At 74.6% G+C, this 24,451-nt stretch carries 22 protein-coding genes and 1 pseudogene; 9 read left to right on the top strand and 14 right to left on the bottom strand.

The genetic code is table 11. The features are described from left to right. Nucleotides 1-120 precede the first annotated feature (120 nt). From ACIGXE_RS18285 to ACIGXE_RS18275, 3 genes are all read left to right on the top strand, one after another. The gene (locus ACIGXE_RS18285) at nt 121-2,082 is read left to right on the top strand and encodes an MMPL family transporter (protein ID WP_399748484.1); all 1,962 of its coding nucleotides are present in this window, start codon (nt 121-123) and stop codon (nt 2,080-2,082) included. A 178-nt stretch (nt 2,083-2,260) separates the two neighbouring features. Further along, nucleotides 2,261-3,442, top strand: coding sequence for a lycopene cyclase family protein (locus tag ACIGXE_RS18280; protein WP_399748481.1), 1,182 nt, complete (start codon nt 2,261-2,263; stop codon nt 3,440-3,442). A 19-nt stretch (nt 3,443-3,461) separates the two neighbouring features. Further along, nucleotides 3,462-5,021, top strand: coding sequence for an FAD-dependent oxidoreductase (locus ACIGXE_RS18275; protein ID WP_399748479.1), 1,560 nt, complete (start codon nt 3,462-3,464; stop codon nt 5,019-5,021). 315 nt (nt 5,022-5,336) lie between these two features. Here ACIGXE_RS18275 and ACIGXE_RS18270 read toward each other — a convergent pair whose 3' ends face one another. The 4 genes from ACIGXE_RS18270 to ACIGXE_RS18255 are packed head-to-tail and all read right to left on the bottom strand — an operon-like array spanning nt 5,337 to nt 10,157. Continuing rightward, nucleotides 5,337-6,374 (bottom strand): DUF5914 domain-containing protein, encoded by a 1,038-nt coding sequence (locus ACIGXE_RS18270; protein WP_399748477.1) that lies wholly within the window; start codon nt 6,372-6,374, stop codon nt 5,337-5,339. Further along, the gene (locus tag ACIGXE_RS18265; RefSeq protein WP_399748475.1) at nt 6,371-7,504 is read right to left on the bottom strand and encodes a phytoene/squalene synthase family protein; all 1,134 of its coding nucleotides are present in this window, start codon (nt 7,502-7,504) and stop codon (nt 6,371-6,373) included. The genes ACIGXE_RS18270 and ACIGXE_RS18265 overlap by 4 nt, the downstream gene beginning before the upstream one ends. Further along, a complete protein-coding gene (gene crtI, locus ACIGXE_RS18260; RefSeq protein WP_399748473.1) occupies nt 7,501-8,991 on the bottom strand; it encodes a phytoene desaturase family protein in 1,491 nt (496 codons plus the stop codon). Before crtI ends, ACIGXE_RS18265 begins: the two co-directional genes overlap by 4 nt. Continuing rightward, the gene (locus tag ACIGXE_RS18255) at nt 8,988-10,157 is read right to left on the bottom strand and encodes a polyprenyl synthetase family protein (protein WP_399748471.1); all 1,170 of its coding nucleotides are present in this window, start codon (nt 10,155-10,157) and stop codon (nt 8,988-8,990) included. Before ACIGXE_RS18255 ends, crtI begins: the two co-directional genes overlap by 4 nt. Nucleotides 10,158-10,343: 186 nt before the next feature. Here ACIGXE_RS18255 and ACIGXE_RS18250 point away from each other — a divergent pair, with 186 nt between their 5' ends. Further along, nucleotides 10,344-11,051 carry a methyltransferase domain-containing protein gene (locus ACIGXE_RS18250; RefSeq protein ID WP_399748469.1) on the top strand — a complete coding sequence of 236 codons (708 nt, stop codon included), beginning with the start codon at nt 10,344-10,346 and terminating at the stop codon, nt 11,049-11,051. A gap of 48 nt (nt 11,052-11,099) precedes the next feature. Here the strand turns inward: ACIGXE_RS18250 and ACIGXE_RS18245 are convergent, their stop codons facing one another. Then, complete coding sequence (locus ACIGXE_RS18245; RefSeq protein ID WP_399748466.1) at nt 11,100-11,351, bottom strand: DUF2945 domain-containing protein; 252 nt, start codon at nt 11,349-11,351, stop codon at nt 11,100-11,102. A 242-nt stretch (nt 11,352-11,593) separates the two neighbouring features. Here ACIGXE_RS18245 and ACIGXE_RS18240 point away from each other — a divergent pair, with 242 nt between their 5' ends. From ACIGXE_RS18240 to ACIGXE_RS18230, 3 genes are all read left to right on the top strand, one after another. Further along, complete coding sequence (locus ACIGXE_RS18240; protein WP_399748464.1) at nt 11,594-12,076, top strand: hypothetical protein; 483 nt, start codon at nt 11,594-11,596, stop codon at nt 12,074-12,076. An 86-nt stretch (nt 12,077-12,162) separates the two neighbouring features. Further along, entirely contained in the window at nt 12,163-13,074 is a 912-nt protein-coding gene (locus ACIGXE_RS18235) for an SDR family oxidoreductase (RefSeq protein ID WP_399748462.1), read from the top strand. 123 nt (nt 13,075-13,197) lie between these two features. Beyond that, nucleotides 13,198-13,680: an MSMEG_6728 family protein gene (locus ACIGXE_RS18230; RefSeq protein ID WP_399748460.1), complete on the top strand. Its 483-nt coding sequence runs from the start codon at nt 13,198-13,200 to the stop codon at nt 13,678-13,680. A gap of 257 nt (nt 13,681-13,937) precedes the next feature. Here ACIGXE_RS18230 and ACIGXE_RS18225 read toward each other — a convergent pair whose 3' ends face one another. From ACIGXE_RS18225 to ACIGXE_RS18195, 7 genes are all read right to left on the bottom strand, one after another. After that, nucleotides 13,938-14,705 (bottom strand): uracil-DNA glycosylase, encoded by a 768-nt coding sequence (locus ACIGXE_RS18225; protein WP_399748458.1) that lies wholly within the window; start codon nt 14,703-14,705, stop codon nt 13,938-13,940. Between the two features lie 169 nt (nt 14,706-14,874). Further along, nucleotides 14,875-15,783, bottom strand: a complete 909-nt coding sequence (locus ACIGXE_RS18220; RefSeq protein ID WP_399748456.1) for an oxygenase MpaB family protein — start codon at nt 15,781-15,783, stop codon at nt 14,875-14,877. Between the two features lie 115 nt (nt 15,784-15,898). Next, nucleotides 15,899-16,327, bottom strand: a complete 429-nt coding sequence (gene arr / locus ACIGXE_RS18215; RefSeq protein ID WP_399748454.1) for an NAD(+)--rifampin ADP-ribosyltransferase — start codon at nt 16,325-16,327, stop codon at nt 15,899-15,901. 305 nt (nt 16,328-16,632) lie between these two features. Next, nucleotides 16,633-17,484, bottom strand: a complete 852-nt coding sequence (locus ACIGXE_RS18210; RefSeq protein ID WP_399748452.1) for an RNA polymerase sigma factor SigF — start codon at nt 17,482-17,484, stop codon at nt 16,633-16,635. 169 nt (nt 17,485-17,653) lie between these two features. Further along, a complete protein-coding gene (locus ACIGXE_RS18205) occupies nt 17,654-18,079 on the bottom strand; it encodes a peptidase inhibitor family I36 protein (protein ID WP_399748450.1) in 426 nt (141 codons plus the stop codon). 103 nt (nt 18,080-18,182) lie between these two features. Next, nucleotides 18,183-19,187, bottom strand: coding sequence for a hypothetical protein (locus ACIGXE_RS18200; RefSeq protein ID WP_399748448.1), 1,005 nt, complete (start codon nt 19,185-19,187; stop codon nt 18,183-18,185). 16 nt (nt 19,188-19,203) lie between these two features. Beyond that, entirely contained in the window at nt 19,204-20,058 is an 855-nt protein-coding gene (locus ACIGXE_RS18195) for a peptidoglycan DD-metalloendopeptidase family protein (protein WP_399748446.1), read from the bottom strand. A gap of 571 nt (nt 20,059-20,629) precedes the next feature. Here ACIGXE_RS18195 and ACIGXE_RS18190 point away from each other — a divergent pair. After that, nucleotides 20,630-21,364, top strand: coding sequence for a M23 family metallopeptidase (locus tag ACIGXE_RS18190; RefSeq protein ID WP_399748444.1), 735 nt, complete (start codon nt 20,630-20,632; stop codon nt 21,362-21,364). A 130-nt stretch (nt 21,365-21,494) separates the two neighbouring features. On the opposite strand, the gene ACIGXE_RS18185 is transcribed toward ACIGXE_RS18190, so the two are convergent. Then, nucleotides 21,495-22,982 (bottom strand): serine/threonine-protein kinase, encoded by a 1,488-nt coding sequence (locus ACIGXE_RS18185; protein WP_399748442.1) that lies wholly within the window; start codon nt 22,980-22,982, stop codon nt 21,495-21,497. Then, nucleotides 22,979-23,767, bottom strand: coding sequence for a serine/threonine protein kinase (locus ACIGXE_RS18180; protein WP_399748440.1), 789 nt, complete (start codon nt 23,765-23,767; stop codon nt 22,979-22,981). The genes ACIGXE_RS18185 and ACIGXE_RS18180 overlap by 4 nt, the downstream gene beginning before the upstream one ends. Before the next feature lie 267 nt (nt 23,768-24,034). On the opposite strand from ACIGXE_RS18180, the pseudogene ACIGXE_RS18175 reads away from it, so the two are divergent. Next, nucleotides 24,035-24,439: pseudogene (locus ACIGXE_RS18175) on the top strand (ATP-binding protein); the annotation flags it as partial. Nucleotides 24,440-24,451 lie beyond the last annotated feature (12 nt).

The following is a 24,451-nucleotide window of genomic DNA, read 5'->3' as shown; positions in this document are numbered from 1 at the left end:
CGCTACGACAAGCGCCCCGACCACTACCTCGCCGTCATCACTCTCGCCAGCACACTCATCTGGCTCAGCGATTGATCGACAAGACGCTCCCTAGGGCCCTACGCCGGCAGGCTCGGCGAGGTGGCGACCAACGACCAGGCCGCCTTCCTGCCCCGCAGTGCGGAGTCGACCCGGGTTCTGCGGGCCCAGGGAACGTTCCGGCAGGAAGACGCCCTTCCGGCACTGATCGTCTGGACCGCCGAGGGCGGCGGGCGCCTCGACCCCTCGGCGCGGGCCGCCGCCACCCGGGCGCTGTCGACGCTCAGGGGCGTCGAGGGGGTCGTCGGCGCGCCTTCCCCGGCCTTCCCGTCCGAGGACGGCGAGGCCCTGCGGGGCGTCGTACCGCTCCGCCCGGACCTCGGCGACGACCTGCCCGCGGCACTGGACCGGGTGGAGGCCGCGGCCTCCACCGTGCCCGGGACCGTGGCGTGGCTGGGCGGCCCCGCCGCCACACAGGCCGACCTCAAGGACGCCTTCGCCGGCATCGACGGTCTTCTCCTCGTCGTCGCCCTGGTGACCGTCCTGGTGATCCTGCTGCTGGTGTACCGGAGCGTCCTGCTCCCGCTGCTGATCATCTTCGGTGCGGTGTTCGCCCTCGGTCTGGCCTGCGCGGTCGTCTACGTCCTGGCCGACCACGACGTCGTGCGGGTCGACGGCCAGGTCCAGGGCATCCTGTCCATCCTGGTCATCGGAGCCGCCACGGACTACGCCCTCCTCCTCGCCGCCCGCTACCGGGAGGAGCTCGGCGCACGCGCCGGCGACCGGGTCCCCGCCATGCGGGCCGCCCTCAAGCAGTCCTTCTGGCCGATCGTGGCCAGCGCGGCCACGGTCGCGCTCGGGCTGCTCGCCCTCCTGCTCAGCGACCTCACCAACAACCGCGCTCTCGGTCCGGTCGGCGCCATCGGCATCGCCTGCGCCGTCCTCGGCGCGGTGACGTTCCTGCCCGCGGCTCTGGTCCTGCTCGGCCGGGCCGCCTACTGGCCGGCGCGTCCCCGGGCGACCACCGGAGACGACGCGCACCCCGTCTGGCACAGGGTCGCGGCGCTGGTGGACCGCGCGCCACGCAAGGTGTGGGCCGGATCGCTCGCCGCACTGCTCGCCTGCGCCGCCTTCTCCTTCACGCTCGACTCGCGGGGCGTGCCGCTCGACGAGATCTTCGTCAAGGACGCCCCCTCCGTCGCCGCCCAGGCGCGGCTGAGCGAGCACTTTCCCGGCGGTGCGGGCGATCCCGCCGTCGTCATCGCCGACGCCGGCAGCGCCGAGCAGGTGCGTACCGCCGCCGAGGACGTCGACGGAGTCGACTCCGCGACCCTCTTCGCCGTGCCCGGCGCGACCCGGCCCCTCGTCGCGGACGGCCGGGTGCGGATCGACATCACCCTCGCGTACGCCGCGGACTCCGACGCCGCCAAGGACACCGTCGCCCGTCTGCGCGGCGTCCTCCACGGCGTGCCGGGCGCCGACGCCCTCGTCGGCGGCCGCACCGCGCAGCAGTACGACACGCAGCTCACGGCCGAACGGGACCGGATGCTCATCCTCCCGGTCGTGCTCCTGATCGTCCTGGTGATCCTCGTCGGCCTGCTGCGCTCGCTGCTGCTCCCCGTGCTCCTGGTGGCCACCGTCGGACTCAACTTCGTGGCCACGCTGGGCGTCTCGGCCGTCGTGTTCGAGCACGTCTTCGGGTTCACCGGCACCGACGCGTCCGTCCCCCTGTACGGCTTCGTCTTCCTGGTCGCCCTCGGCGTCGACTACAACATCTTCCTCATGTCGCGGGTCCGCGAGGAGACGGCGCTGCACGGCACACGCGAGGGCGTCCGCCGGGGACTGGTCGCCACAGGAGGGGTCATCACCTCGGCCGGTGTCGTCCTGGCCGCCACCTTCGCCGCTCTCGGCGTGATCCCGCTCGCCTTCCTCGTCCAGATCGCCTTCATCGTGGCCTTCGGCGTCCTGCTCGACACCCTCGTGGTCCGGTCGCTCCTGGTCCCGGCCCTCGTCCGGGACATCGGTCCCGCGGTCTGGTGGCCGGGCTCGCTCCGCCACCGCTGAGGAGCGTGTCGGCCCGCCCCGGTGAAATCGGCGTGGGCTCGGCGCGGCTGCATCCGAGGAGGGCCTCGCACCGGAAGCCTGGTCCGGACGGTCCTCCGCGCACGAGGGGGCGGACGGGCCGCGGTGGGCCCGGCCGGCCGGGCCGTCCGGCGTCGAGAACGGAGCGGACCGCGGAACCATGACGTACAGCACCGACATCGCCATCGTCGGCGCGGGAGCCGCCGGCCTGTCGCTGGCCTGGCGGCTGCTCGACCCGCCGCCCGGTGTCCGAGCTCCGGACGTCGTCCTCGTCGACGCGCCGCCCGGCCCGCTCCGGCCGCCCGAACGCACCTGGTGCTACTGGGAGGCCGGACCGGGTGACTACGAGCCGCTGCTCACGGCGAGCTGGCGCCGGCTCCGCGTCCGCGCCCCCGACGGCAGCGGCCCGGCCCGCGACCTCGGCGGGCTGCGGTACAAGATGCTGCGCTCCGCCGACTTCGAGCGGGGACTCGAGGCGCGCCTGACCGGACTGCGCAGGATCGAGGCCGTCGTGGAGCGCGTCACCGACCGGCCCGACGGCGCCGAACTGGCCTGCCGCACCGCCGAAGGCGGCGTACGCACCCTCCGCGCCCGCCGGGTCTACGACTCCCGTCCCCCCGCCGTACCGCCACCCGCCCGCGTCGCGCTCCTCCAGCACTTCCAGGGCTGGTTCGTCCACTGCGCGCGCCCCGCGTTCGCCCCCGAGACCGTCGAGCTGATGGACTTCCGCACGCCGCAGCCCGAGCACGGACTCTCCTTCGGGTACGTCCTGCCCCTCAGCGCCCGTGCGGCGCTCGTCGAATACACCGAGTTCAGCCGCGCCCCGCTTGCCCAGGCCGCCTACGACGAGGCCCTGCGCCACTACACCGACCGCGTGCTCGGACTCGGCCCCTTCCGCGTGACGGCCACGGAGCGGGGCGTCATTCCCATGACCGACGGCAGATACGACCGCCGGCCCGGCCGGCACGTCTTCCGCATCGGCACGGCCGGCGGGGCCGTACGGCCCTCCACCGGATACGCCTTCGCCGCCGTCCAACGGCAGACCCGCTTCGTGGCGGACGGCGTCCACGCGGGCCGCACGCCCGTCCCGCCGGCCGCCCACCCGGCCAGGGCCCTCGCCATGGACGCGGTCCTGCTGCGTGCGCTCGACGCCGGCCGCATCGACGGCCCCGCCTTCTTCACCCGGCTGTTCGACCACGTGCCCGCCGCCCGTCTGCTGCGTTTCCTCGACGGCACGACCCGACCCGCCGAAGAGTTGGCCATCGGCCTGTGCACTCCTGTGCTCACCATGCTCCGCACCGCCGCCGAGCTGCCCCTGCTCGCCCGCCGCACCCGCTCCTGACCTCCGAGGGAGACCACGCATGAGCGCCCACCACCGCGCACCGGCCGCCCGCCGCGGCCGCGACCGCAAGGCCGTCGTCGTTCCCGCGCACCCCGGGCGGCCCACCGCCGCCGGCCCCCCGCCCCGGTGCGCGGTCGTCGGCGGCGGCATCGCGGGCCTCGCCGCCGCGACGGCGCTCGCCGAACGCGGCGTCCGCGTCACCCTCTACGAGCGGGATACCGCCCTCGGCGGTCGTCTGGCCGGCTGGCCCACCGAACTCGCGGACGGCTCGGCCGTCACCATGAGCCGCGGCTTCCACGCGTTCTTCCGCCAGTACTACAACCTGCGCGGTCTGCTGAGGCGGGCCGACCCCGGGCTCGAACGGCTCCGCCCGCTGCCCGACTACCCGCTGCGGCACAGCTCGGGACTCCACGACAGCTTCGCCCGGGTACCGAGGACGCCCCCGTGGAGCGCCGTCGGCTTCAGCCTGCTCAGCCCGAGCTTCGGGCTGCGCGACCTCGCCCGGATGAATCCCCGCGCCGCACTTCCCCTGTTCGACGTCCGCGCGTCCGAGATCCACCGGCGCTACGACGGCGTCAGCGCCCTCGAACTCCTCGACCGCATCGGCTTCCCCACGGCCGCCCAGCATCTCGCCTTCGAGGTCTTCTCCCGGAGCTTCTTCGCCGACCCGGCCGAGTTGTCCGCGGCCGAGCTCGCCCTCATGTTCCACATCTACTTCCTCGGTTCGTCGGAAGGACTCCTCTTCGACGTGCCGGACGAGCCCTACCCGCAGGCGCTGTGGGACCCCCTCACCCGCCACCTCCAGCGCCGCGGCGTCGACATCCGTACCGGCACCGCCGTGACCGGCCTCGGCCCCTCCTCGCACGGCGGCCACGTGATCCACACCCCGCAGACCACCGAGCAGGTCGACGCGGTCGTCCTGGCCCTGGACACCGCGGGCCTGCGGACCCTCGTGGCCGCCTCCCCCGACCTCTGCGACGCCGCGTGGCGCGCCCGGATCGGCCGGCTGCGGACCGCCCCGCCCTTCCTCGTGTCCAGGATCTGGCTCGACCGGCCCGTGGCCGCCCACCGCCCCGGGTTCCTCGGCACCAGCGGCTACGGCCCCCTGGACAACATCAGCGTGCTCAGCGCCTGGGAGGGCGAGGCCGCTCGCTGGGCCGCGAAGACCGGCGGAGCCGTGCTCGAACTCCACGCGTACGCGGCGGATCCGGCCGCGGTTCCCGAGTCCCTCGACCGCGCCCTCGTCGAGCAGCTCCACCGCGTCTATCCGGAGACGCGGTCCGCCCGCGTCGTCGACCGGCGGCTCCAGTGGCGGCAGGACTGTCCGCTCTTCGCCGTCGGCGGCCACACGGACCGGCCCACCGTCGACACCCCCGAGCCGACCGTCACCCTCGCCGGCGACCTGGTCCGCACGGACCTCCCGGTGGCGCTCATGGAGCGGGCCGCCACCACCGGCTTCCTGGCGGCCAACGCGCATCTGCGGCGCTGGGGGCTGCACGGGCAGACCCTGTGGACCGTGCCCGACCGGGGCCGGTCCGCACCCCTGCGACTCCTGGCCCGCCGCTACGGCGACCGCTGACGGGAGGGCCCGGCGGCGCCCGCTCAGCCGCGGGAACGAGGGGGTGAGCCGCAGAGCCGCCGACGGGCCGGACGGCCGGGCCTCCGACGCGCCGAGCCCCCGACGGACCCGACGGCCAGGCTTCCGACACGCCGAGCCGCCTACGGACCTGACGGCCGGGCTTCCGGGGCGCCGAGCCGCCTACGGACCGGACGGCCAGGCTTCCGGGCGCCGAGCCGCCTACGGACCGGACGGCCAGGCTTCCGGGCGCCGAGCCGCCTAGGGACCGGACGGCCGGGCCTCCGACGCGCCGAGCCCCCGGCGGACCGGTGCCGGTCAGCCGGGCGACCGGTCGTCCCTGCGCAGAGCGAAGCGCCGTTCCGCGTACGCGAGATCGTCGCGCCACAACCGGCCCGCCGCCGCCCGCATCGCGGGCCGCAGCAGTGGCGCGAGGGCGCGGGCCAGCGCGAATCCCCGCCGGTCCGAGCCGGCCACGACGGCCTCCACCACCGCGGTCCTGGGCCGGACGGCGCCCGCCGGCGTCAGCGGCGTCGCGTGGGTCTCCACCACGGACCCCGTTCCCTCGCCGGCCACGATCCGCATGACGACCGTACGCGGATCCGGGGCCTCGAAAGCGGCCCGCACCGGAACGACGACGCGCCCGGCCACCTTGAACGACACGTCCACCAGCAGCGCGTCGTCGGCGTCACCGCCGCCGGACGGACCGTCCAGGACGGCCAGATCCACGAACGAGTACGGGTGCAGCCAGGCCCCGTGCCACGGGTCGAGGCGGTTCGCGACCACGTCCTCCGGTTCGCACCTGCCCACCCCGGTGTACACCGCGGTGACCGCACCGTCCCGCGGCGGCCGGGCCGGCACGGCGGGGCGTTCGGTCGGCGGTTCGCCGCCGGCCCGGTCCAGGCGTACCCAGAGCAGCACCCCGTCGTCGTGCACCGGCCACGGCGACCACCCGGCGAAAGGCCCGCCGTCGAGGGCCAGCCCGTGCCAGTGACAGATCAGCCGGCCGCACCGCACCACGCTGTCCTTCAGCGGAGCGCCGAGGTGCGGGCAGGCTCCGGGCCCGGCCTGGGGCACCCCGCCCTCGTCCCGCCAGAGCACCACCTCGGTGCCGGCCACCGTCCGGCCTAGCGGCCGGCGCGTGGTCAGGTCCGCGGAGGCCCCGACGACGAACCAGTTCCCCGACGGACGGGCCCGGGCCCGCTCCAGCGCCTCGGCGATCCGCGCCGGCTTGGCCTCCCGCCACGTGGGGCGCTGCAGCTCCCAGGTGACGGGGTTCCGGCGCAGCCGCAGCGGCAGCACCGCCCGTCGGCCCGGCCGCCCGACCGGCCCGTTCGTCCTGTTCTCCTCGCTCACGCCCCGTCCTCTCGCCGACGCTCCGTCACCGCGCTCGCGGGCGTCGCCGCGGGGGCTCCCCCCGGGTACGCGATCCCGCTCCCGCCCGGGCACCCACCCTGATCGGGGCCCCCGCTCCCGTCCGGGCTCCCGCTCCCGCCCGGGGCCCCGCTCTCGGCCGGGCTCCGGCGTTCGGCCGGCCCGGCCCGGCCCGCCGGGCGGGCGCCGGAGCGCGCCGTCAGGGCGCCGGCCAGACCGCGCAGTGCCACGGCCGCCCGCCTCCCGCGACCCACCACGGCCCTGCGGTGCACCACCGCGTAACCGTCCTTCTCGATCGCCCCCAGGATGTCGCGGTACAGCACGAAGGCCGTGCGGACGCAGGGCGCCGAGACGGGGTCCAGGCGTTCGATCCCCGGCTCGGCCGCCCGATAGACGTCCCGGGTCAGGGCCGCGGCCGCGCGCAGCGCCGCGGTGATCCGCGCGTCCCGGCACCCGGTGCGCCTGCTCCACGCCAGCAGCTCACGGTCGACCCCGTGCGCCCCCAGCAGGTCCAGGGGCAGATAGACCCGGCCCCGGTCGAGGTCCTCGCCGACGTCCCGGAGGAAGTTCGTCAGCTGGAAGGCCACTCCGAGCGCGGCGGCGTACGGCTCCGCCTCCGCCCGGGGCACCACGGTGCCGAGCACCGGAGTCATCTGCAGGCCGATGACGGCGGCCGAACCGTGCATGTAGGACCTCAGGTCGGCGTAGGTCGGGTAGGCCTCGACCGACAGGTCGCTGCGCATCGACGCGAGGAAGTCGGTGAAGTGACGGGCCGGAATCCCGTACCGGGCCCGGGTGTCGGCGGCCGCCCGCACCACCGGTTCGCCGGCCTCCTCGCCCCGGGCGGCCCGCAGCCACTGCCGCTCCAGCGTGTCGAGGGCGACGCGCCGTTCCTGCCGGGAGGCCGCCGCGCCGAGGTCGTCGACGATGTCGTCGGCGTACCGCGCGAAGCCGTAGAGGGCGTGCACGGCGGCGCGCCGGTCGACCGGGAGCAGCCGCGTGGCGAGGAAGTACGTCTTGCCGTGCCGGGCGTTGAGGCGGCGGCTGGCCGTGTAGGCCGCCCGCAGCGCCGGATCGGTGATGCCCGCCGCGTCCAGCTCGCGCGCCGTCATCCGGCTCCCCCCTGCCCCGTCACCCGGGCCGCGGCGAGCTTCCCGGAGAGCAGCACCGTGGGCACTCCGACGCCCGGGGTGGTGCCGCATCCGGCCAGGACGGCGTTCTCCGTGCCGGCCACGAGGTTCCGCGGCCGGAAGGGACCCGTCTGCGCGACGGTGTGGGCGACGGAGAAGGGGGTCCCGGCCGCGTGCCCCAGCGCCGTCCAGTCCGCCGGCGTGACGAGGCTCTCCTCCTCGACGGACGCCCCCAGACCGGCCAGCCCCCGGCGTTCCAGCTCGCGCACCAGGTCGTCGCGGTAGCGCGGCCCGAGCTCGCCCCAGTGGGCGGCCGCGGGGCCGGTCTCGGTGTTGGGGCAGGGTGCCAGAACGTAGTGGAGGTGACGCCCCGCCGGTGCCAGCGACGGGTCGGTGGCGGTGGGCCGGGTGATCAGCACCGAGGGGTCGCTCATCAGCCGTCCGGCGACGGTCAGTTCGCCGAACACGGTGTCCCAGGACTGTCCGAACGACAGTGTGTGGTGAGCCAGTTGGGGCCATGTGCGATCCGTCCCGACGTGCAGCACCACCGCGCTCGGCGCGTGCCGCAGCCGGACGGGACGCCGGGGGGCCCGTCCCAGGAGCCGGTAGGACACCGGCAGGTCCGGGGTCAGGACGACCGCGTCACAGGCGATTCGGTCGTGGTCGGTGACCACCGCGGTGACGCGCCGCCCCCTCCGCTCCAGCCGGGCGACCCGCTCGCCGAACCGGAACACGACGCCCGCCCGCTCCGCCGATCCGGCCATCGCCACCGGCACGGCGTGCATCCCGCCGCGCGGGAAGTAGACGCCGGCGACCGTGTCCATGTAGGCGATCACGGCGTAGGCGGCCAGCGCACGGGACGGGGCGACACCGGCGTACAGGGACTGGAAGGAGAACACGCGGCGCAGTCGCTCGTCCGACAGGAAGCGCCCGACGGCCCGGTCGAGACGTCCGAAGCCGCCGAGCGCCGCGAGCCGTGCCAGGTCCGGGTGGAGCAGCCGCAGGGGGGAGTCGAAGTTGGCGTCGATGAAGCGCCGGATCTGCACGGCGTACAGCTCTTCGAGCCACCGGCGCAGCCCGCGGTATCCGAGGGCTTCCCGGGCACCCGCGAAGGAGGCGATCTCGGCCTCCATGACCTCGGCGTCGGTGTGCACGTCCAGGCGGCTGCCGTCGGCGAAGAGCGCCCGGTAGGCGGGACACAGGGGGACGAGGTCGACGCGGTCGCCGAGCGAGTCGCCCACGGCCCGGAAGGCCTCGTCGAGAACGTCCGGCATGGTCAGGACGGTCGGTCCCGTGTCCACCCGGTAGCCGCCGAGGTCGAGCCGCCCCGCGCGGCCGCCCGGCCCCGCGTCCCGCTCCACCACGGTCACCCGCCGGCCCGCTCCCGAGAGGTGCAGCGCGGCCGCGAGACCGGCGAGCCCCGCTCCCACGACGACGACATGGTCCGTCGGACCGGTCAGGGTCTTCAACGGGCTTCTCCGATCAGCAGGGGGTCGGCGGTCTCCCGGGCGGCCACGGGCACGGCCGGTCCGCCCGCGGCGGGGCCCTGCCCGCAGGCGGCGCGCAGCAGGTCGCCCAGCCGGTGCGCCGCCTCCCGCGACAGGCCGGCGCCGGCGACCGCCGCGACACCGCGGGCGCACAGCTCCTCGACACACCGGGAGACCGACTCGCGCGCCCCGCACGTGTCCAGGAGGTCCAGCACGCGGTCGACGTCCTCGGCGCGGGCGCCGGGGACCCCCACCACCTCGTCGAGCAGCCGCAGTCCGGCGTGGTTCCGGTCGCGTACGCACAGATCCCGCGCGACCGCCATCAGATAGGAGGCCTTGCCCTCGCGGATGTCCTCGCCGACCGGTTTCCCGGTCGCCTCCGGATCTCCGAAGGCCCCCTGCACGTCGTCGTGGAGCTGGAACGCCAGCCCCGCCGCCCGTCCGGCGGCTCGCAGCCGGCGCAGTGTCCGCTCCGGCGCGCCCGCGAGCACGGCCCCCAGGGTCAGGGGGTGCCCCACCGTGTACAGGGCCGTCTTGAGCACGGCGGTCCGCAGCGCCCGGGTCGTCGAGGTGGCGTGCGTGGCCTGGCCGTGCAGGTCGAGGTACTGGCCGGCGACCATCTCCGTCCGCATGACCCGCCAGACGTCCGCCGCGCGCCGCTCCGCCGGCGCTCCCCGGACGGACTCCGCGAACGCGTCGTCGGCCCAGGCGAGGGCCAGGTCCCCGGCGAGCACCGCGGCGGCCCCGCCGAACGTTCCGCACGGCGACGTGCGCCCCGCGGTCTCGTACTGGCGGTCTATGTCGACGTGCAGGGCCGGACGTCCCCGGCGCCGTGTCGAGCCGTCCATGACGTCGTCGTGGATCAGCGCGCAGGTCTGGATCAGTTCGAGCGCCGCGGCGACCCCCAGAGCCCCAGGAGCCTCGCGGGCGCCGCCTCCGCAGCCCCGCATCGCCCACCACAGGAACGAGGAGCGCAGCCTTCTGCCGCCGTCCAGGGCGAAACGGGCCACGCGCCCGGCGACGTCGGCCGCGAAGACGGGATCCGTGGCCTCGGCCTCCTCCAGTCGCCGCTCCAGCATTCGCCCGAGGCGCTCTCCGACGGCCGCGGGCACGTTCTGGTCGACGTCGAACGGATCGAGTACGCGCATCGCAACTCTCCTTGGCGGCGGACGGCCTGTGTGGCTCACCGGTGATTCCGTACCGCCCCCGCGGACGGATGCAGCTTTTCCTGCGCCGTGCGGGGCACGCCGCCCGCGGGGCGCGTGGCGCGTCGCGTCCGCCGGTACGTCGTACGTGACACTGGTGAGCCCTCGACCTTCCCCGGAGGCGCCGCCATGGTTCTCCTGAGAGACGCCGAACTCGCCCGCGCCTTCGACCACGCGTCCGGCACCTACGACCGCATGACCTCGGCCAGCCCCGGCTACCACCGGCACCTGCGCCGCTCGGCCCGCCGCCTCGCCCTGCCCGGTCTCGGCGTGGGCCGGAGCGTGCTCGACCTGGGCTGCGGAACGGGCGCCTCGACCGCCGCCCTCCTGCGCGCCGCGCCGCTCGCCTCCGTCACCGCGGTCGACGCCTCGGCCGGCATGCTGGCGCGGGCTCGGAGCAAGGCCTGGTCCGGCCGGGTGACGTTCGTCCACGCTTCCGTCGAGGGCATGGCCCGGAGCGGTGTCACCGGTCCGTACGACGCGGTCTTCGCCGCCTACCTGTTCCGCAACGTCGCGGATCCCGACGCCGTCCTCGGCCAGGTGCGCGACGTCCTGCGCCCCGGCGGACGGCTCGCCGTCCACGAGTTCGCCCTCGGTGGCCGCGCGGTCGACCGTGCCCTGTGGTCGGTGGTCATGGGCACCGTGGTGCTGCCCTGGGGCCGGCGCCACGGCGACGGGGCGCTCTACCGGCACCTGTACCGCAGCGTGCTCGACTTCGACACGGCCGGCGCCTTCGCCGACCGGCTCCGCCGCGCCGGGTTCGCCGACGTCCGCGTCCTGCCCCAGCCGGGCTGGCAGACGGGCATCACCCACACGTTCGTGGCGACCCGGCCCTGACGGCACGGGAGGTCGTCCCGGAGCCTTCGCCAGGGGGGCCGCCCCCGCTCACTGCTTCCCTTGCTGCCGCTTCCTCTTCAGCGCTCCGGGCTTGTGCACGGCCGTCCGCCCCGACCTGTCGCTGCGCACCTCGTACTGGGGGTCGTCCGGCGAGGCGTCGACGGTGCGTCCGGCCGCGTGGGTCCGTCCGGTGATCTTCCGCTCCACCGTGCCCTCGGTCTCGCTGCCATGACTGCGCCAGGAGACCTCGTCGCCTTTCGACAGCTCCTGCTTCCCCGCGGGTCGCTTCCTCTTCGCCACGGACCGCTCCTCTCCTGCGGCCCGCACGCGACTTCGGACGGGCACGGTCTCCACCCTGGGGGCGGGCCTCACGGCCCGCATCCGCAGCGCTTCGGCGCGTTTGCGGCGCGCGGAGCGCATCCGGGGGCCGCCGAACAGCGGAAGACAGGTCGAGGGGCGCTTGAAGGCGCCCGTCCGACGGGGAGAGGAGTGCCATGTGGCCCGAAGACGAGTCCGCGCCCCATTTCGGGGCCCCGCAGCACGTGGCAACTCCCGCAGGGCCCCCGGGCCCGGTAGACCCCCCTGGTCCCGCAGACTCCCCGGGCCCCGACGGCGCCCACCGGCCGCCCCCTGGCGTCAGCGACGCCACGATCGACGCCCTGGGCTCCCTGTCCAAGGCGCTGGAGACGGTCGAGCGGGCCCGCGGGGCGCTCTACACCTTCCACCAGCTGACGGGCACGGCCGACTTCGAGCTGGACCGCGCGGTGAGCCTGCTGCGCGACGCCGGTCACGACGAATGGGCGGACCGTGTGCAGACCGACATCCTGGGGCGCAACGTGATCCCCGGACACTGGACGTTCCAGATCGTCGAGGCCTACGACCGGACGTACTACGAACCGTTCAAGGTGCTGGAACGGCACGCCGTCTCGGATCTGGCCCAGGGCAGGAACCACCTGTACGAGGCCCGGCTCAAGGAGAGACGGCGCACCCCGGGCCACCCCGACCACACGTCCCGCCCCCGCTGACGGCCCACGACCGGAGCGCGGCGTGGCCGCGCGGTCCCGCGCACGGGGAAGCCGTGCGAAAGGGGAGCCGGCCCTCAGGAGGAGCCATGGCAGACATCCGTCCCCTCGACGGCCGCACCGCGGTCGTGACCGGAGCCGCCCGCGGGCTGGGCGCCGGCCTGGCCCACCAGCTCGCCGCCCGCGGCATGCGCGTCGCGCTGCTCGGACGGGACGCGGCGACCCTCGCCGAGGTCGCGGCGACCCTTCCGACCGAGGCGGGCGTCTACGAGGTGGACGTCACCGACGACAGGGCGATGGAGCGGACGGCCCGGGAGGCCGAACGTGCCCTTGGACCTCCGTCGGTGGTGGTCGCCAACGCCGGTGTCGCCGAGGGCGGCCCCTTCGCGTCCTCGGATCCGGCGACCTGGCGGCGGGTGATCGAGGTCAACCTCGTCGGGAGTGCGATCACGGCCCGGTCCTTCCTGCCCGGGCTGACCCGGACGAGGGGGTACTTCCTGCAGATCGCGTCCACCGCGGCCTTCGGCGCCGCGCCCATGATGAGCGCGTACTGCGCCTCCAAGGCGGGGGCGGAGTCCTTCGCGCGGTCGCTGCGGGCCGAGCAGGCTCCGTACGGGGTCGCCGTCGGTGTGGCCTACCTCCACTGGACCGACACCAGCATGATCCATGACGTCGACCGCCACCCGGTGCTGCGTGACCTCCGGGCCCAGATGCCCCGGCCGGCCCGCCGGATCCATCCGGTGGACCAGGTGGCGTCGTGGATCGCGCAGGGGGTCGACCGCCGGTCCGCCACCGTGTACGCGCCGCCCTGGCTGCGGCTCGCCCAGGCGGCCCGCCCGCTGTTCCCCCCCGCGGTGACCCTGCTCTCCCGCCGACGGTTGTCCCGGCTTCCGGACACCCCCCTCGAACAGACGGGTCTCCTCGGTCACGGCGGCCGGATCGAGACGGACCACCTCGCGCGCACGCACGGCAGCGATCCCGCGCCACCGAGCCGCCCCTGACTCCCTCCCTGCACGTACGCCCCCGGACTGCCGACCGTCCGCACGTGCGCCCCTGACTGCCGCCCGTCCGCGCACGTGCGCTCCTGACTCCCCCGCCCCCGCGCACCAAGAGGAAGCACGTACATGCAGACCTTCCTGCCGTATCCCGGCTTCGCCGCCTCCGCGGCCGTCCTGGACCCGAGGCGCCTGGGCAAGCAGCGGGTCGAGGCGCTCCAGGTCTTCCGGGCGCTGACGGTGCCGACGTACGGGTGGCGCCGCCACCCCGCGGTGCGGATGTGGACCGGCTACGAGGAGGCCCTGGTCCGTTACGGTCTGGACATCTGCGGCGTCTGGACCGCCGAGGGGCGCTCCGACACCTGCTCCACCACGTTGATGAGTGACTACCTGGCCTGGCGCCCTACCGCGACGGTCCGCGAGCAGAGCGGGCTCGCGGAGGTCGGCGAACTGCCGCCCTGGCTCGGTGACCCCGCGTTCCACCGCAGCCACCAGTCCGCGCTGCTGCGCAAGGCCCCGGAGCTCTACCGCCACTGTTTCCCCGACGTACCGGACGACCTCCCGTACCTCTGGCCCGCGTCCGACCGGGAGGGCGATGACCGGACGGGATGAGCACCGGGCCGCCTGGACCTGAGCACAGGGCCGCCCCCCGAGTTGACGCGTCGACGCGTCGACGGCGGTCGCTTTCACGGCGTAGCGGGTGGCGGACAGAAACCGGCCCGGGAACCTGCCCTACCGGCGCCCCACCGGCCCTACCCGCTCCACCGACCCCAACCGGGGCCTACCCGCTCCACCGACCCCAACCGGGGCCTACCCGCTCCACCGACCCCAACCGGGGCCTACCCGCTCCACCAGCCGCCTTACCGGCCCTACCCGCCCGGTCGCCCGACGGGCAGACCGGCGGTGTGCGCCGCATCGGCGAGGACCTCGCGCAGCATGTCCGGAGTCAGCCTGCCGGTGAAGACGTTGCGCTGGCTGACGTGGTAGCAGCCGAAGACGGCGAGCGACCCGCCCGTCTCCCCCACCGGGGTCAGGCGCGCCTGTGCGCCGTGGCCGAACGCCGGCCGGGGCCGCGGCACGCTCCAGCCGGCCTCGCCGAGTGCCGCCATCAGGGCCTGCCAGCCGAAGCCGCCCAAGGCGACGACCGCGCGCAGGGTCGGCCGCAGCAGTCGCGCCTCGCGAGCCAGCCAGGGGCGGCAGGTGTCACGTTCGCCGGGGGTGGGGCGGTTGTCGGGCGGTGCGCAGTGCACGGGGGCGGTGACCCGCACGCCGAAGAGCTCCAGCCCGTCATCGGGGCCGGTCACGGTCGCCCGGGAGGCCAGCCCCAGCTCGTGGAGGGTCGCGAACAGCAGGTCGCCGGCCCGGTCTCCGGTGAACATCCGCCCGGTCCGGTTCGCGCCGTGCGCGGCGGGCGCGAGGCCGGTGATCAGCAGGGCGGCGTCGGCGGGCCCGAACCCGGGCACGGGGCGGCCCCAGTACTCCCAGTCCCGGAACGCCGCCCGCTTCTCGAGGGCGGTCTCCTCCCGCCACGCCACCAAACGCGGACAGGCCCGGCACCGCACCAGCCGCGCGTCCATGTCGGCCAGGGTGCGGGCGTCGGCGGCGGAGCGCGCCGGATACCCCTCGGCAGCGGCCATCCGCGCCCCCTTCCACCACGCCCGTCGGCACTCCCTGTCGCCTTCATCGTCCCAGGCACCCTCACGGCCGCCACCACACGACGCTCACTCCCCTGCCCCACGCCTCACGGCCCATGCCCCATGCCCCAAGGCCCGTGGCGCCCATGCCCCATGCCGTACGACACGGCCACTACCGGGCAGGTCGCCTGCGGCTCCGTTCGGCGTCGGGGGGCCGTCGTGGTGAGGCGGGCATGATCCAGCGGATCGCCGCGACGACCGCGTGTCCGCCGGGGCGGGCGAGAGGCAGCAGGAGGCGCGTGGCGTAGGGCAGCTCGAGCCGGGCCCGGACCCATGCCGGCAGCAGTTCGACGGCCGCGGCCGCCAGGAACGCGTAGGGCAGCCGCGCCGGCCAGGGCAGCGGAGGGTGGGACAGCAGGTAGCGCGCCGCCGCACGCGACTGCTCGGTGGCGCGCAGCTCCGGGCGGTACTCCGCGAGCCGCGCCGCGAGCCCCGCCGTGTCCTCCGGCGGGTCCAGCACTCCGAGCCGGCGCGCGACGCCCGCCATGTCCGCGACGTACCCGTCCGCCGCCCGCGGATCCAGCGGGCGCCTTCCGTACCGCTGGTGGGCCCGCAGGAAACACGCGGTCTCCGCCGCGTGCACCCAGGCGAGCAGATGCGGATCGGAGGCCCGGTACGGCACACCCTCCGGTGTCCGTCCCCGCACCGAGTCGTGCACCCGGCGCACCCGCAGCACCGCGCGCTCCGCGTCCTGCGCCGTACCGAACGTCGTGGCCGCCAGGAAGGTGCTGGTGCGCTGGAGCCGCCCCCAGGGGTCGCTCTCGAACCCGGAGTGCGCGGCGACCGCCGCCATCGCGACGGGGTGCAGCGACTGCAGCAGCAGCGCCGCGAGCCCGCCCACGTACATCGCCGCGTCCGTGTGCACGACCCGCACCGGCCGGTCCGGACCGAACCAGCGGGGACCCGGTGTCCCGTGGATGCGGGCGCGTTTCTCGTGCGCGGTAGGACCCGCGACCCGGTGCAGCAGCGCCTCACCGGCCCGCTCCCTCAGCTCGCCGACACACGGTGGGGTCCAGGGCACCCCTCCAGTGTGCGTCAGGACCCCGCGCGGGCGTCGGCCCGGCCGCTCGCCGCGCCTGCAAGCGCGATCGTCTGCCTCACCGCCGGGGCTCGCCCGGCCCGGACGCCGGACGGGGTCAGTCCAGGATCGTCGCGACGCCCCGGCGGCGTAGTTCCGCCAGGCCGTCCAGCATGGCCTGGATCTGCTCCGGGGAGTGCCCGAGCCATCCCTCGAGCTCCGACACGACACGCACCGGCTCGCGCGTGCGGTACGAGCAGGTGGGATTGCCCGGGAACTTCTTGTCGGTGACGTTCGGGTCGTCCTCCAGCTCTCCGGTCGGCTCGACCACGTAGATCCGTCCCGGACCGTCGCCGGCGGCGAGCTCCGCGCCCCAGACCGCGGCGTCCAGGGTCTGCGAGACGTAGACGTGGCGGGACACGCGCCCTTCCTCGAAGTTGGACGCGTGGCCCGGTCGCAGCAGGTCCCCGGCGACGAGGTCCGCCTTCGTCCCGTGCAGGTAGGTGCCCGCCTCGTACACCTCGAACGGCACAGGTTCACTGGTCATGGATACTCCGTGAGACGTCATACGGCCCGCGGGCCGGACGTGGCTGAGGGGCGCTCTGCCCACGATCGTAGATTCGCGGAGGTGGGAACGGGGCGTGTTTCGGGCCGACAATGCGCGTCGTATTCGGTGGGCCGTCGTCGGCTACGGGGCTTGTCCGCAGGCCGTCGGCGGCGGGCCGTCAGCGTCCGCAGGGCGTCGTCGGCGGCCGTCGGCCGCCGCGGCAGGGCGTTGTCTCCCGCGTCGGGACGACATCCAGGCGCGGGAGACGTACAACGGGCGTGCCCTGGGGAGTGCGCGCGGCCGGATCAGCGTGTGGTGAGCAGGTGCTCGCGCAGGCGGTTCAAGGTGCGCGAGAGCAGGCGGGAGACGTGCATCTGGGAGCAGCCCAGGCGTTCCCCGATCTGGGACTGGGTGAGTTCTTCCACGAACCGCAGGTGGATGATCCGACGGTCGCGCTCGTCGAGGTCGGCGATGAGGGGGGCCAGCGCGTGGAAGTCCTCCACCAGTTCCATGGCGGGGTCCTCGCTGCCGATGAAGTCGGCCAGGGACGCGTCGTTGTCCTCGCCCTCCCCGCTCAGCGCGGCGTCGAGGGACGAGGAGTTGTAGCCGTTGGAGGCCAGCCGCGCCTCGGTGACCTCTTCCTCCGTGAGGCTCATCAGCTCGGCCAGCTCCTTGACCGTCGGCATCCGCCCCAGGCGGCTGCTGAGCTCGTCGGTCGCCCTGGCGAGTTCCACCCGGGCCTCCTGCAGGCGGCGGGGGACGTGGACCGCCCAGGAGGTGTCCCGGAAGAAGCGCTTGATCTCGCCGACGATGTACGGCACGGCGAACGTGGTGAACTCGACCTCTCGCGAGAGCTCGAAGCGGTCGATCGCCTTGATCAGGCCGATCATGCCGACCTGGACGATGTCCTCCATCTCGTCCGCGCGGTGACGGAACCGCCCGGCCGCGTAGCGGACCAGGCTCATGTTCATCTCGATGAGGGTGTTGCGCGCGTACTGGTACTCGTGCGTCCCCTCCTCGAGCACCGCGAGCTCCTCGAAGAAGACCTTCGACAGAGCCCGGGCGTCCTTCGGCGCCACCGCCAGCGGGTCCGGGACCGTCGGCAGCGTCCCCGTCCCGACCTCAACTCCTGTGGCCGACATCGTGGTTACCGACACGCCTTTCCCCTTTCACGTTCAGCACGACCCCGGATTCGTGGTCCGATGGCTGCTCGCCTACCCGGAGATGCGCGGCCCACACAAACGAGTTGAACGAAATTTCCGAGGAGCGCGGCGGGCCACCGGTGCGCTCCTCGGAGCTTACGTGCCCGGCCCGGTGGCCGCGCGGTCAGCAGCTGCCGTCGAACCACCGGTTGGAGCTGGACCTGTCGTTGAGGTCGCTGTCCCAGGTCGCGCCCCAGCCGGCGTCCAGGCAGAGGGACTGGCCCTGGTAGTCGGCGTGCTCGTAGACGCGGACGCTGGAGTAGCTGCCGGGGTTGCCGTTGTTGTACCAGGAGGAGCCGTTGTCGTTCATGTAGGCCATCTGGGTCTGCGTCCAGTTGGGGTTGGAGTACTGGAAGCGGGCGATGCCCCAGCCGCCGAGCTGGAAGTCGGTGTCCTTCCAGACGCAGAGGTGGCCCTTCCAGCAGTCCGTGGGCACGCCGCGCTGCCCGCCGTCGTACCAGGACGTCTCGGCGTGGGCGGGACCGGCGAAGGCGGCGACCGCGGCCGCGGCGGTGAGCAGACCGGTGGCCCAGCGGGTGGTCCTACGCATGGGAGTTCTCCTTCGTGTGAGAGAGGTGGGGTGGGTGGGATGGATCAGCGGGATGGGTCGGTGACGGGTCGAGGCGGCGGGCGGGCGCGTGCCGTGGAGTGGCTCAGGCGTCCGGCCCTCCCGCCGGGCCGGCCAGTGCCTGCCGTACCGCTCGGGTGTAGTAGGCCGTCTCGGCGCGGTACGGGCCGGTGGCCGCGGCCCGGACGTGGTCCTCCTCGGTGCGCGTGCCGGTCCTGGCGAGTGCCGTGGTGCGGTTGCAGCGGGCGTCCGCGACGGCGGTGCGGCGCTCGGTCGCGCCGTCCTTGTCGCGCAAGGCCAGCCGGGCCTGGTCGGGTGTGCGGTACGGGAATCCGGCCGTCCGCATACAGGTCCGCCAGGCGTCCAGGGCACGGGTCCAGCGCGGGTCGCGTTCGCGTTCCGGTGCCGTGAGCGTGCGCAGGTGGGAGACCACCGCCTTGGCCCTGGTCCAGTCGGCGAGATCGCCGTAGAGCGTCCCGCGCGCCTCGGACAGGCAGCCGTCGGCGCTGGTGAACAAGGTGCCAAGGCGCGGCAGCCGGACGGTGATCGCGTTCCGGCGGGTGCCGAAGAGCGCCGTGTCGTACGCCTGCCGTCGCTCGGGCGTAAGGGAGGTGGCGTAGCGGTTGTTGGGGTCGGTGCGGCGGGCCTGTTCCTCCGTCCGGCGGTCGGCCGCTTCCCGGGTGCGGAGGGCGGCGAGTCCGTAGCCCTCTTCACGGGCGCGGGCCTCGTCGTCGCTGCCGTACGGGGCGGCCCACGGGGTGTCGTCGGTACGGCCGAGCGGGGTGACGGCGTACTCGAAGCCGTGATCGCTCATGCACCGGGCCACGAGCCGCTGTTCGGCCTGGTGGAGCCGCTCCTGTTCCCTCCTCGTGAGCGTCAGGGTCAGGGCCGGGTCCGGATCCGCGGTCCGTGCCGCGGGCGGCACGTGCGGCGCCTTCGGGGCGGCGGTGGCCGGCGGGGCCTCGGAGCCGCTTGCCGCGGAGGGGGGAGCGGCGCAGCCCGCCAGCAGCAGCGCGGCCAGTGCGGCCGGTGACGCGAGCAGGGCGCCGCGTGCCCGCCGTCCGGGGATGCGTGTCGGGGTTCCGTTCACGGTGCGTCCCGTCCGGTCAGCACGGGCGGCTGACGCCGCCGGTCTCGTCGCCCTTGAGATAGATCGCGCTGACGTAGCCGACGCCGCCGGCCCGCAGGGGGAGCTGGACCCACGTGTCGTTCGAGTAGCCCTCGGCGTTGACGAGCTGCCCCTTGGTCCAGCAGTTCGCCGGGTACGACTCGTTCGCCTGCACCGAGCTGACGACTCCGCAGGACGTGGTGGCGCAGGAGCGCACGTTCGCGGTGGCCCAGGCGGTCACGGTCGTACCGCCTCCGCCTCCGCCGCTGCCGCCGCCGGGCGTGCAGGGCAGGCCGACTCCGCGGTCCCGCAGGTACGGGACCGGGTCGATGCCGCGGACCGTGGTGGACGTCGAGGTGCGCACCCGCAGGTGCAGGTGGACGCCGGTCGAGTCGCCCTCCGAGCCCATGAGCGCGATGCGCTGACCGGCCGACACCCACTGGCCGACCGCGACGTCGCGCTGGTACATGTGCCCGTACTCGGTGACGGTGCCGTCCTCGTGGCGGATCCGGATCCACTGCCCGTACCCCTGGGCCGGGCCGGAGTTGACGACCTCGCCCGCGCCGACGGCGTAGATGGGTGTGCCCAGGGAGTTCGCGATGTCCACGCCGTCATGGGTGGAGCTGTAGCCCTGGGTGACCGTTCCCGCCGCCGGGCAGGAGCCGGCGAAGCCGGCCGCGGCCGTGGGGAGCGCCGCCGGGGCGGCCGCGGGGGCCGGAGCGGCGTGGCCGGGTGCCGCGGCGACGAGCGGCAGCAGGAACGCGGCCGACGCCGTGAGGCCGGCTCTGACTGGGACACGGGGCCCGGTACGCGGCCCGGTGCGGGGCGCGCTGCGGGAGAGGCCAAGACGCACGAGTGCTCCCTGTTCGGATGGGGTGAGGCCGGCCCGGACGGGACCGGCGGCGCCGCCGCGACGGCGACGATCCGGAACGTATCCGGGAGGGAGCGGCCACCGGCATCCGTAACGTTACGGAGAGACCCCCCTGGGGCCCGGGCGGTAGGGATGGCCTGTGCGGTGCGGGGCCGACGCCGATCGTCCGTCGCGTGCCGGCCCTGTCCCGTTCGATGCCCCAGGAGGCGATGTCCAGGTGCGATTCCGTCAACCGCCCCAGTTCCAGAGGGAGCCGCGAGTTCGCCGTCCGTCAGGAGGGCGCCGCGCCCGCTCCTCGGGTGCCGCTCTGTTCGTCCTCCTCACGGCGCTGGTGGGACTGCTGCTGCCGGCCGCCGTCCCGCACGCCCTCGCGGCACCGGCCGCGGCGAAGGCCGGGCCGGGACGGACGGGTCCCGGCACCGCGACAACGGCGACGGCAACGACTGCGACGACAGCGACGACAGCGACGACAGCGACGACAGCGGCAACGGCGAGGGCGGCCGTCGGGAGGCCCGACTTCCGGCTGCCCTTCCCGTGCGGCCAGACCTGGCAGTTGCAGACGTACGCGGGCCACGACCCGGACGACAAGAAGCTCGACATGTACCGGGTCGGCGGTGACACCCTCGGCGCCGTGGTGGTCGCCTCCGCCGCCGGTACGGTCACCGAGTTCTTCGAACCCGGCGGCCTGGAGATCAACCACGGCGACGGCTGGTTCACGGTCTATCTGCACATGGACCGCATCGACGTACGGCTCGGCCAGAGCGTCGCCTCCGGCACTCCGCTCGGGCGCCTCGGGCTCAAGGGCACGACGTCCGCGCACCTGCACTACGAGCAGCTGCTCGACCGCAACGGCGACAACGACGGCGAGACCGACGAGATGGTGTACCCGGTCATCCAGGGCACCGAGTACCGGCTCACGCCCGGCAGCACCTTTCCGCGTGTCACCAGCACCAACGCCTGCGGTGGGCAGACTCCGCAGCCGGCCAGGTACTGGGTGGACACGTTCGCCGACGCGACCGGTTACGCCGCCACCGACTGCGTGGGCGACGCCCGCCCCGCGTGCGCCCCGCAGGGCACCCTGCTGCAGGGCACCAGCTACGTGCTGTGCAAGAAGTGGGGGGACGAGGTGCGCGTGGGCGGGTCCTTCAACCACTGGTGGCTGCTGACCGACCTCGACCGGGTCGAACCGGGCGGCAGCGGGCGGACGTACGTCTCCGCGTACTACCTGAAGCGCTGGGGCGACGACCAGGCGAAGGACAACGACGGACGCGACATCCCCCTGTGCTGACCGCCGGACCGCCCGGGACCGCCGGACCGCCCGGGACTGCCGGTCCGGGCGGCGCGGCAGGCCGGCCGGCGCGCGTTCCTGCCGGCGCTGCGGGCCCGCCGGCTCGCGTTCCTGCCGGCGCGGCGGCCCCTCAGCGCGTCCCCGCGGGGACCGCGGTCGTGGTGGGTGCGCGGGGCGGGCAGTCCGGGAGCGACGGGCGGTCCTGCGTCCGTACGGCCGGCAGCCATGCCTCTCCCCCGCCGCCCTGGTCGGGGCGGCCCGGAAGCCGGACCCGGTACCAGTCGACCGACCGGCGCCCGGCCTCGTCCGTGATCGCCTCCCCGTTAGGGAGGCGGCAGAACGCGGGCAGGACGTCGCCGTGCCACACCCGGGTGGGGACCACGTTGTCCAGCGTGTACGCCTTGGCGGGGTCGATGGCGAGGCCGAGGCTGCACAAACGGTCGCGGTCGGTGCGGTCCCTGCAGTGCGCCTCGGCGTTGTACACCCGTACCGGCGCGGACGTGGCGGAGGGCGTGGTCCGGGCCGTCGTCCGCCCGGCACCGTCCTGCGCCGCGCCCGGCTCGTCCGCGGAACGGAGCAGCCAGGCGCCCAGTGCACCGCACACCGCCGCGAGCGCCAGCGCGGCCGCGGTGAGCCGGGCGGTCTTCGTCCGCCGGGGCCGCCCTCCGGTGGCGGGAAGGCGGTCGAGCTCCGTGCGGATCCGCGCCAGGAGCGCCTCGGCCGGATGGGCCAGCCGTTGCTCGTGCGTGGCGGACAGGCAGTCCGCGGCCAGTTCCCGCCAGAACGGGGGGAGCGCCGGGTCGAGCCGGAGGGCGGCCCGGCCCTCCGCGTACTCCTGAACGGCCGCGGCCCGGGCCGCCGGTGTGGCCCCGGCGAAGGGTGACGCGCCACCGGTGAAGACCTGGTGGACCAGGATGCCGAAGGCCCAGATGTCGGCGGTCGGCCGCACCCGCACTCCCTGCTCGGCGAGCGGTGCCCGCCAGCGTTCGGGCGGCAGACAGTCCGGGGTGCCCATGGGGGCGGTGTAGCCGTGCGTTCCGTCCAGCTGCACCGCGAGGCCGAAGTCCGACAGGCGCGCCGAACCGTCGTGCGCCACCAGGACGTTGCCGGGCTTGAGGTCGCCGTGCACCCAGCCGATGGCGTGGAGCTGGGCCAGCCCCTCGCAGATCTCGGCCAGCAGCCGCCCCGCCTCGGCCTCGGTGCGCTCCCGGGTGAGGACGCCGGCGAGGCTGGACTCGGCCCGTTCCATGACGAGCACCACGGCACCGTCCAACGCGGGGTGCCGCGGGTCGTGGATCACGACGGAGTCCAGCATCCGCACCAGGCGGGGATGGCGTACCAGGCGGCCGAGTTCGGCCTCGCGGCGGGCGCTGTCCACCAGGTCCCGGGCCTGCCGGGGAGCCAGTCCGACCGTCGGCAGGAACTTCAGCGCCACGTCGTCCGGCGCGCCGTGCGCCGCCACGGCGTCCGGTACGTCGTCCGTACGGCTGCCCGGCGGGCCGACCGCGCGGGCCGCGTACACCGTGCCCCAACCGCCCTGGCCGAGCAGCTCGGTGACCTCCCAGCAGCCCACCCGGTAGCCGCGAGGGACCGTCACCGACGACCCGTCGTGGCTCACCGTGCCGTTCCCGGGGCGGGGCAGGACCTGCCGCGGCGCGGCAGCAGCGCCAGGTGCTCCTCCCGGACCAGACCGAACCGCAGCGCCACGCCGACCACGGCCTCGCGCTTCCCGGTGCGGCGGGACGCGGTGTCCGGGAGCCGGACCCGGAGCTTCTCCTCGGCGAGGTAGTCCAGGTGCGCCGTGACCGCGCGGGTGGTCAGTCCCCCGCACGCCGGGTGTCCGGCGAGCCGTTCCACGACCTGCGGAGTGGTCGGTACCCCGACCGCCGACTCGTCCCGCAGCCGCGGTTCGCACAGGGCGACGAGCACCAGGAAGTAGGTCGCGGCCTCGTCCAGGGAGTACGCGGTGAGGGTGCGGGTCCCCCGGCGTCCCTCGTGCAGGGACGAGGGATCGGCGTACACGTGGTCGGGCGCGTAGACCTGGAAGGACACTCCGGCTCCGCGGGACGGCAGCACCACGCGGGCGAACTCGAACGGGACCGGCGTGCCCATCCGGCGCGGCGCCACCCGCAGATACTCGCCGGCGCCCTCGGGATTCTCGACGAGATAGCTGTGGGTGGTGCTGTAGTTGGTCAACTGCCAGTGGTCGTCGGTCGCTCTGATCTCCCCCGCGACCCGTGACACCGCCGGATCGTCGAACCGCAGCTCGACCCTTTCCGCCTCCTTGCCGCCCCCGCGCCCGAACCGGACCACCTCTCCCGGTCCCAGCCGGAACGACGTTCCCCTGCCCGCGCCGCCCCCTGCACCGCCTTCCGACGGCACATGGACCACCACGCCACTCATATCCCCTCCGCCTCACATGCGACCGGACCACGGGGACCACCGCGCGGGCCACGGTGGTCGACCCGCCACCCGCGGCACGTGATCCCTCCTCACATCCCACATCCCGTACAGTCCGCGCGGGGTGACCTGGTTCCCGCGCGGATCGGGAGGCCAGGATGGCACGCCCGGGCGGGGCGGCCGGACCGTGAACTTCCGGGTTCCTCCGCCGATCGGGGGGCAGACGGGACCTGCATGCGGGACGTGCATGTGATCGGTCGGAGGAGAGACATGGCGCGAGATCCCTCACTGAGAGCTGTCGGATGGGCGCGACGGCTGCCCGTCGACAGCGGCGTGAAGACGGCCCGGGACTGGACCCGCGGGCATTTGGCGTCACTCGGCTGGGACCGTACGGCGCCGGAACTGGTGGATTCCGTCGTGCTGACCGTCTCCGAGCTGGTGACCAACGCCCACGTCCACGCCCACAGCGACGCGCAACTCATCCTCACGTGGGACGAGGAGTGCCTGCACGTGACCGTGCACGACGCGTCGTCCCATGTCCCCGAGCCGCGCCACCCCGACGACGGAGCCCTCGGCGGACGCGGTCTGCTCCTGATCGGAGCCCTCGCCGACGACTGGGAGACCCGCCCCTGCCCCCGCGGCAAGGACGTCGTCGCGTGCTTCCGCCCGCCCGCTACGAACGCATAG

It is taken from the genome of Streptomyces sp. NPDC053431 (assembly GCF_044544925.1).
Classification (GTDB): Bacteria; Actinomycetota; Actinomycetes; order Streptomycetales; family Streptomycetaceae; genus Streptomyces.
Note: the sequence above shows the minus strand (reverse complement) of the source record. Positions and strands in the feature narration are given on the sequence as shown.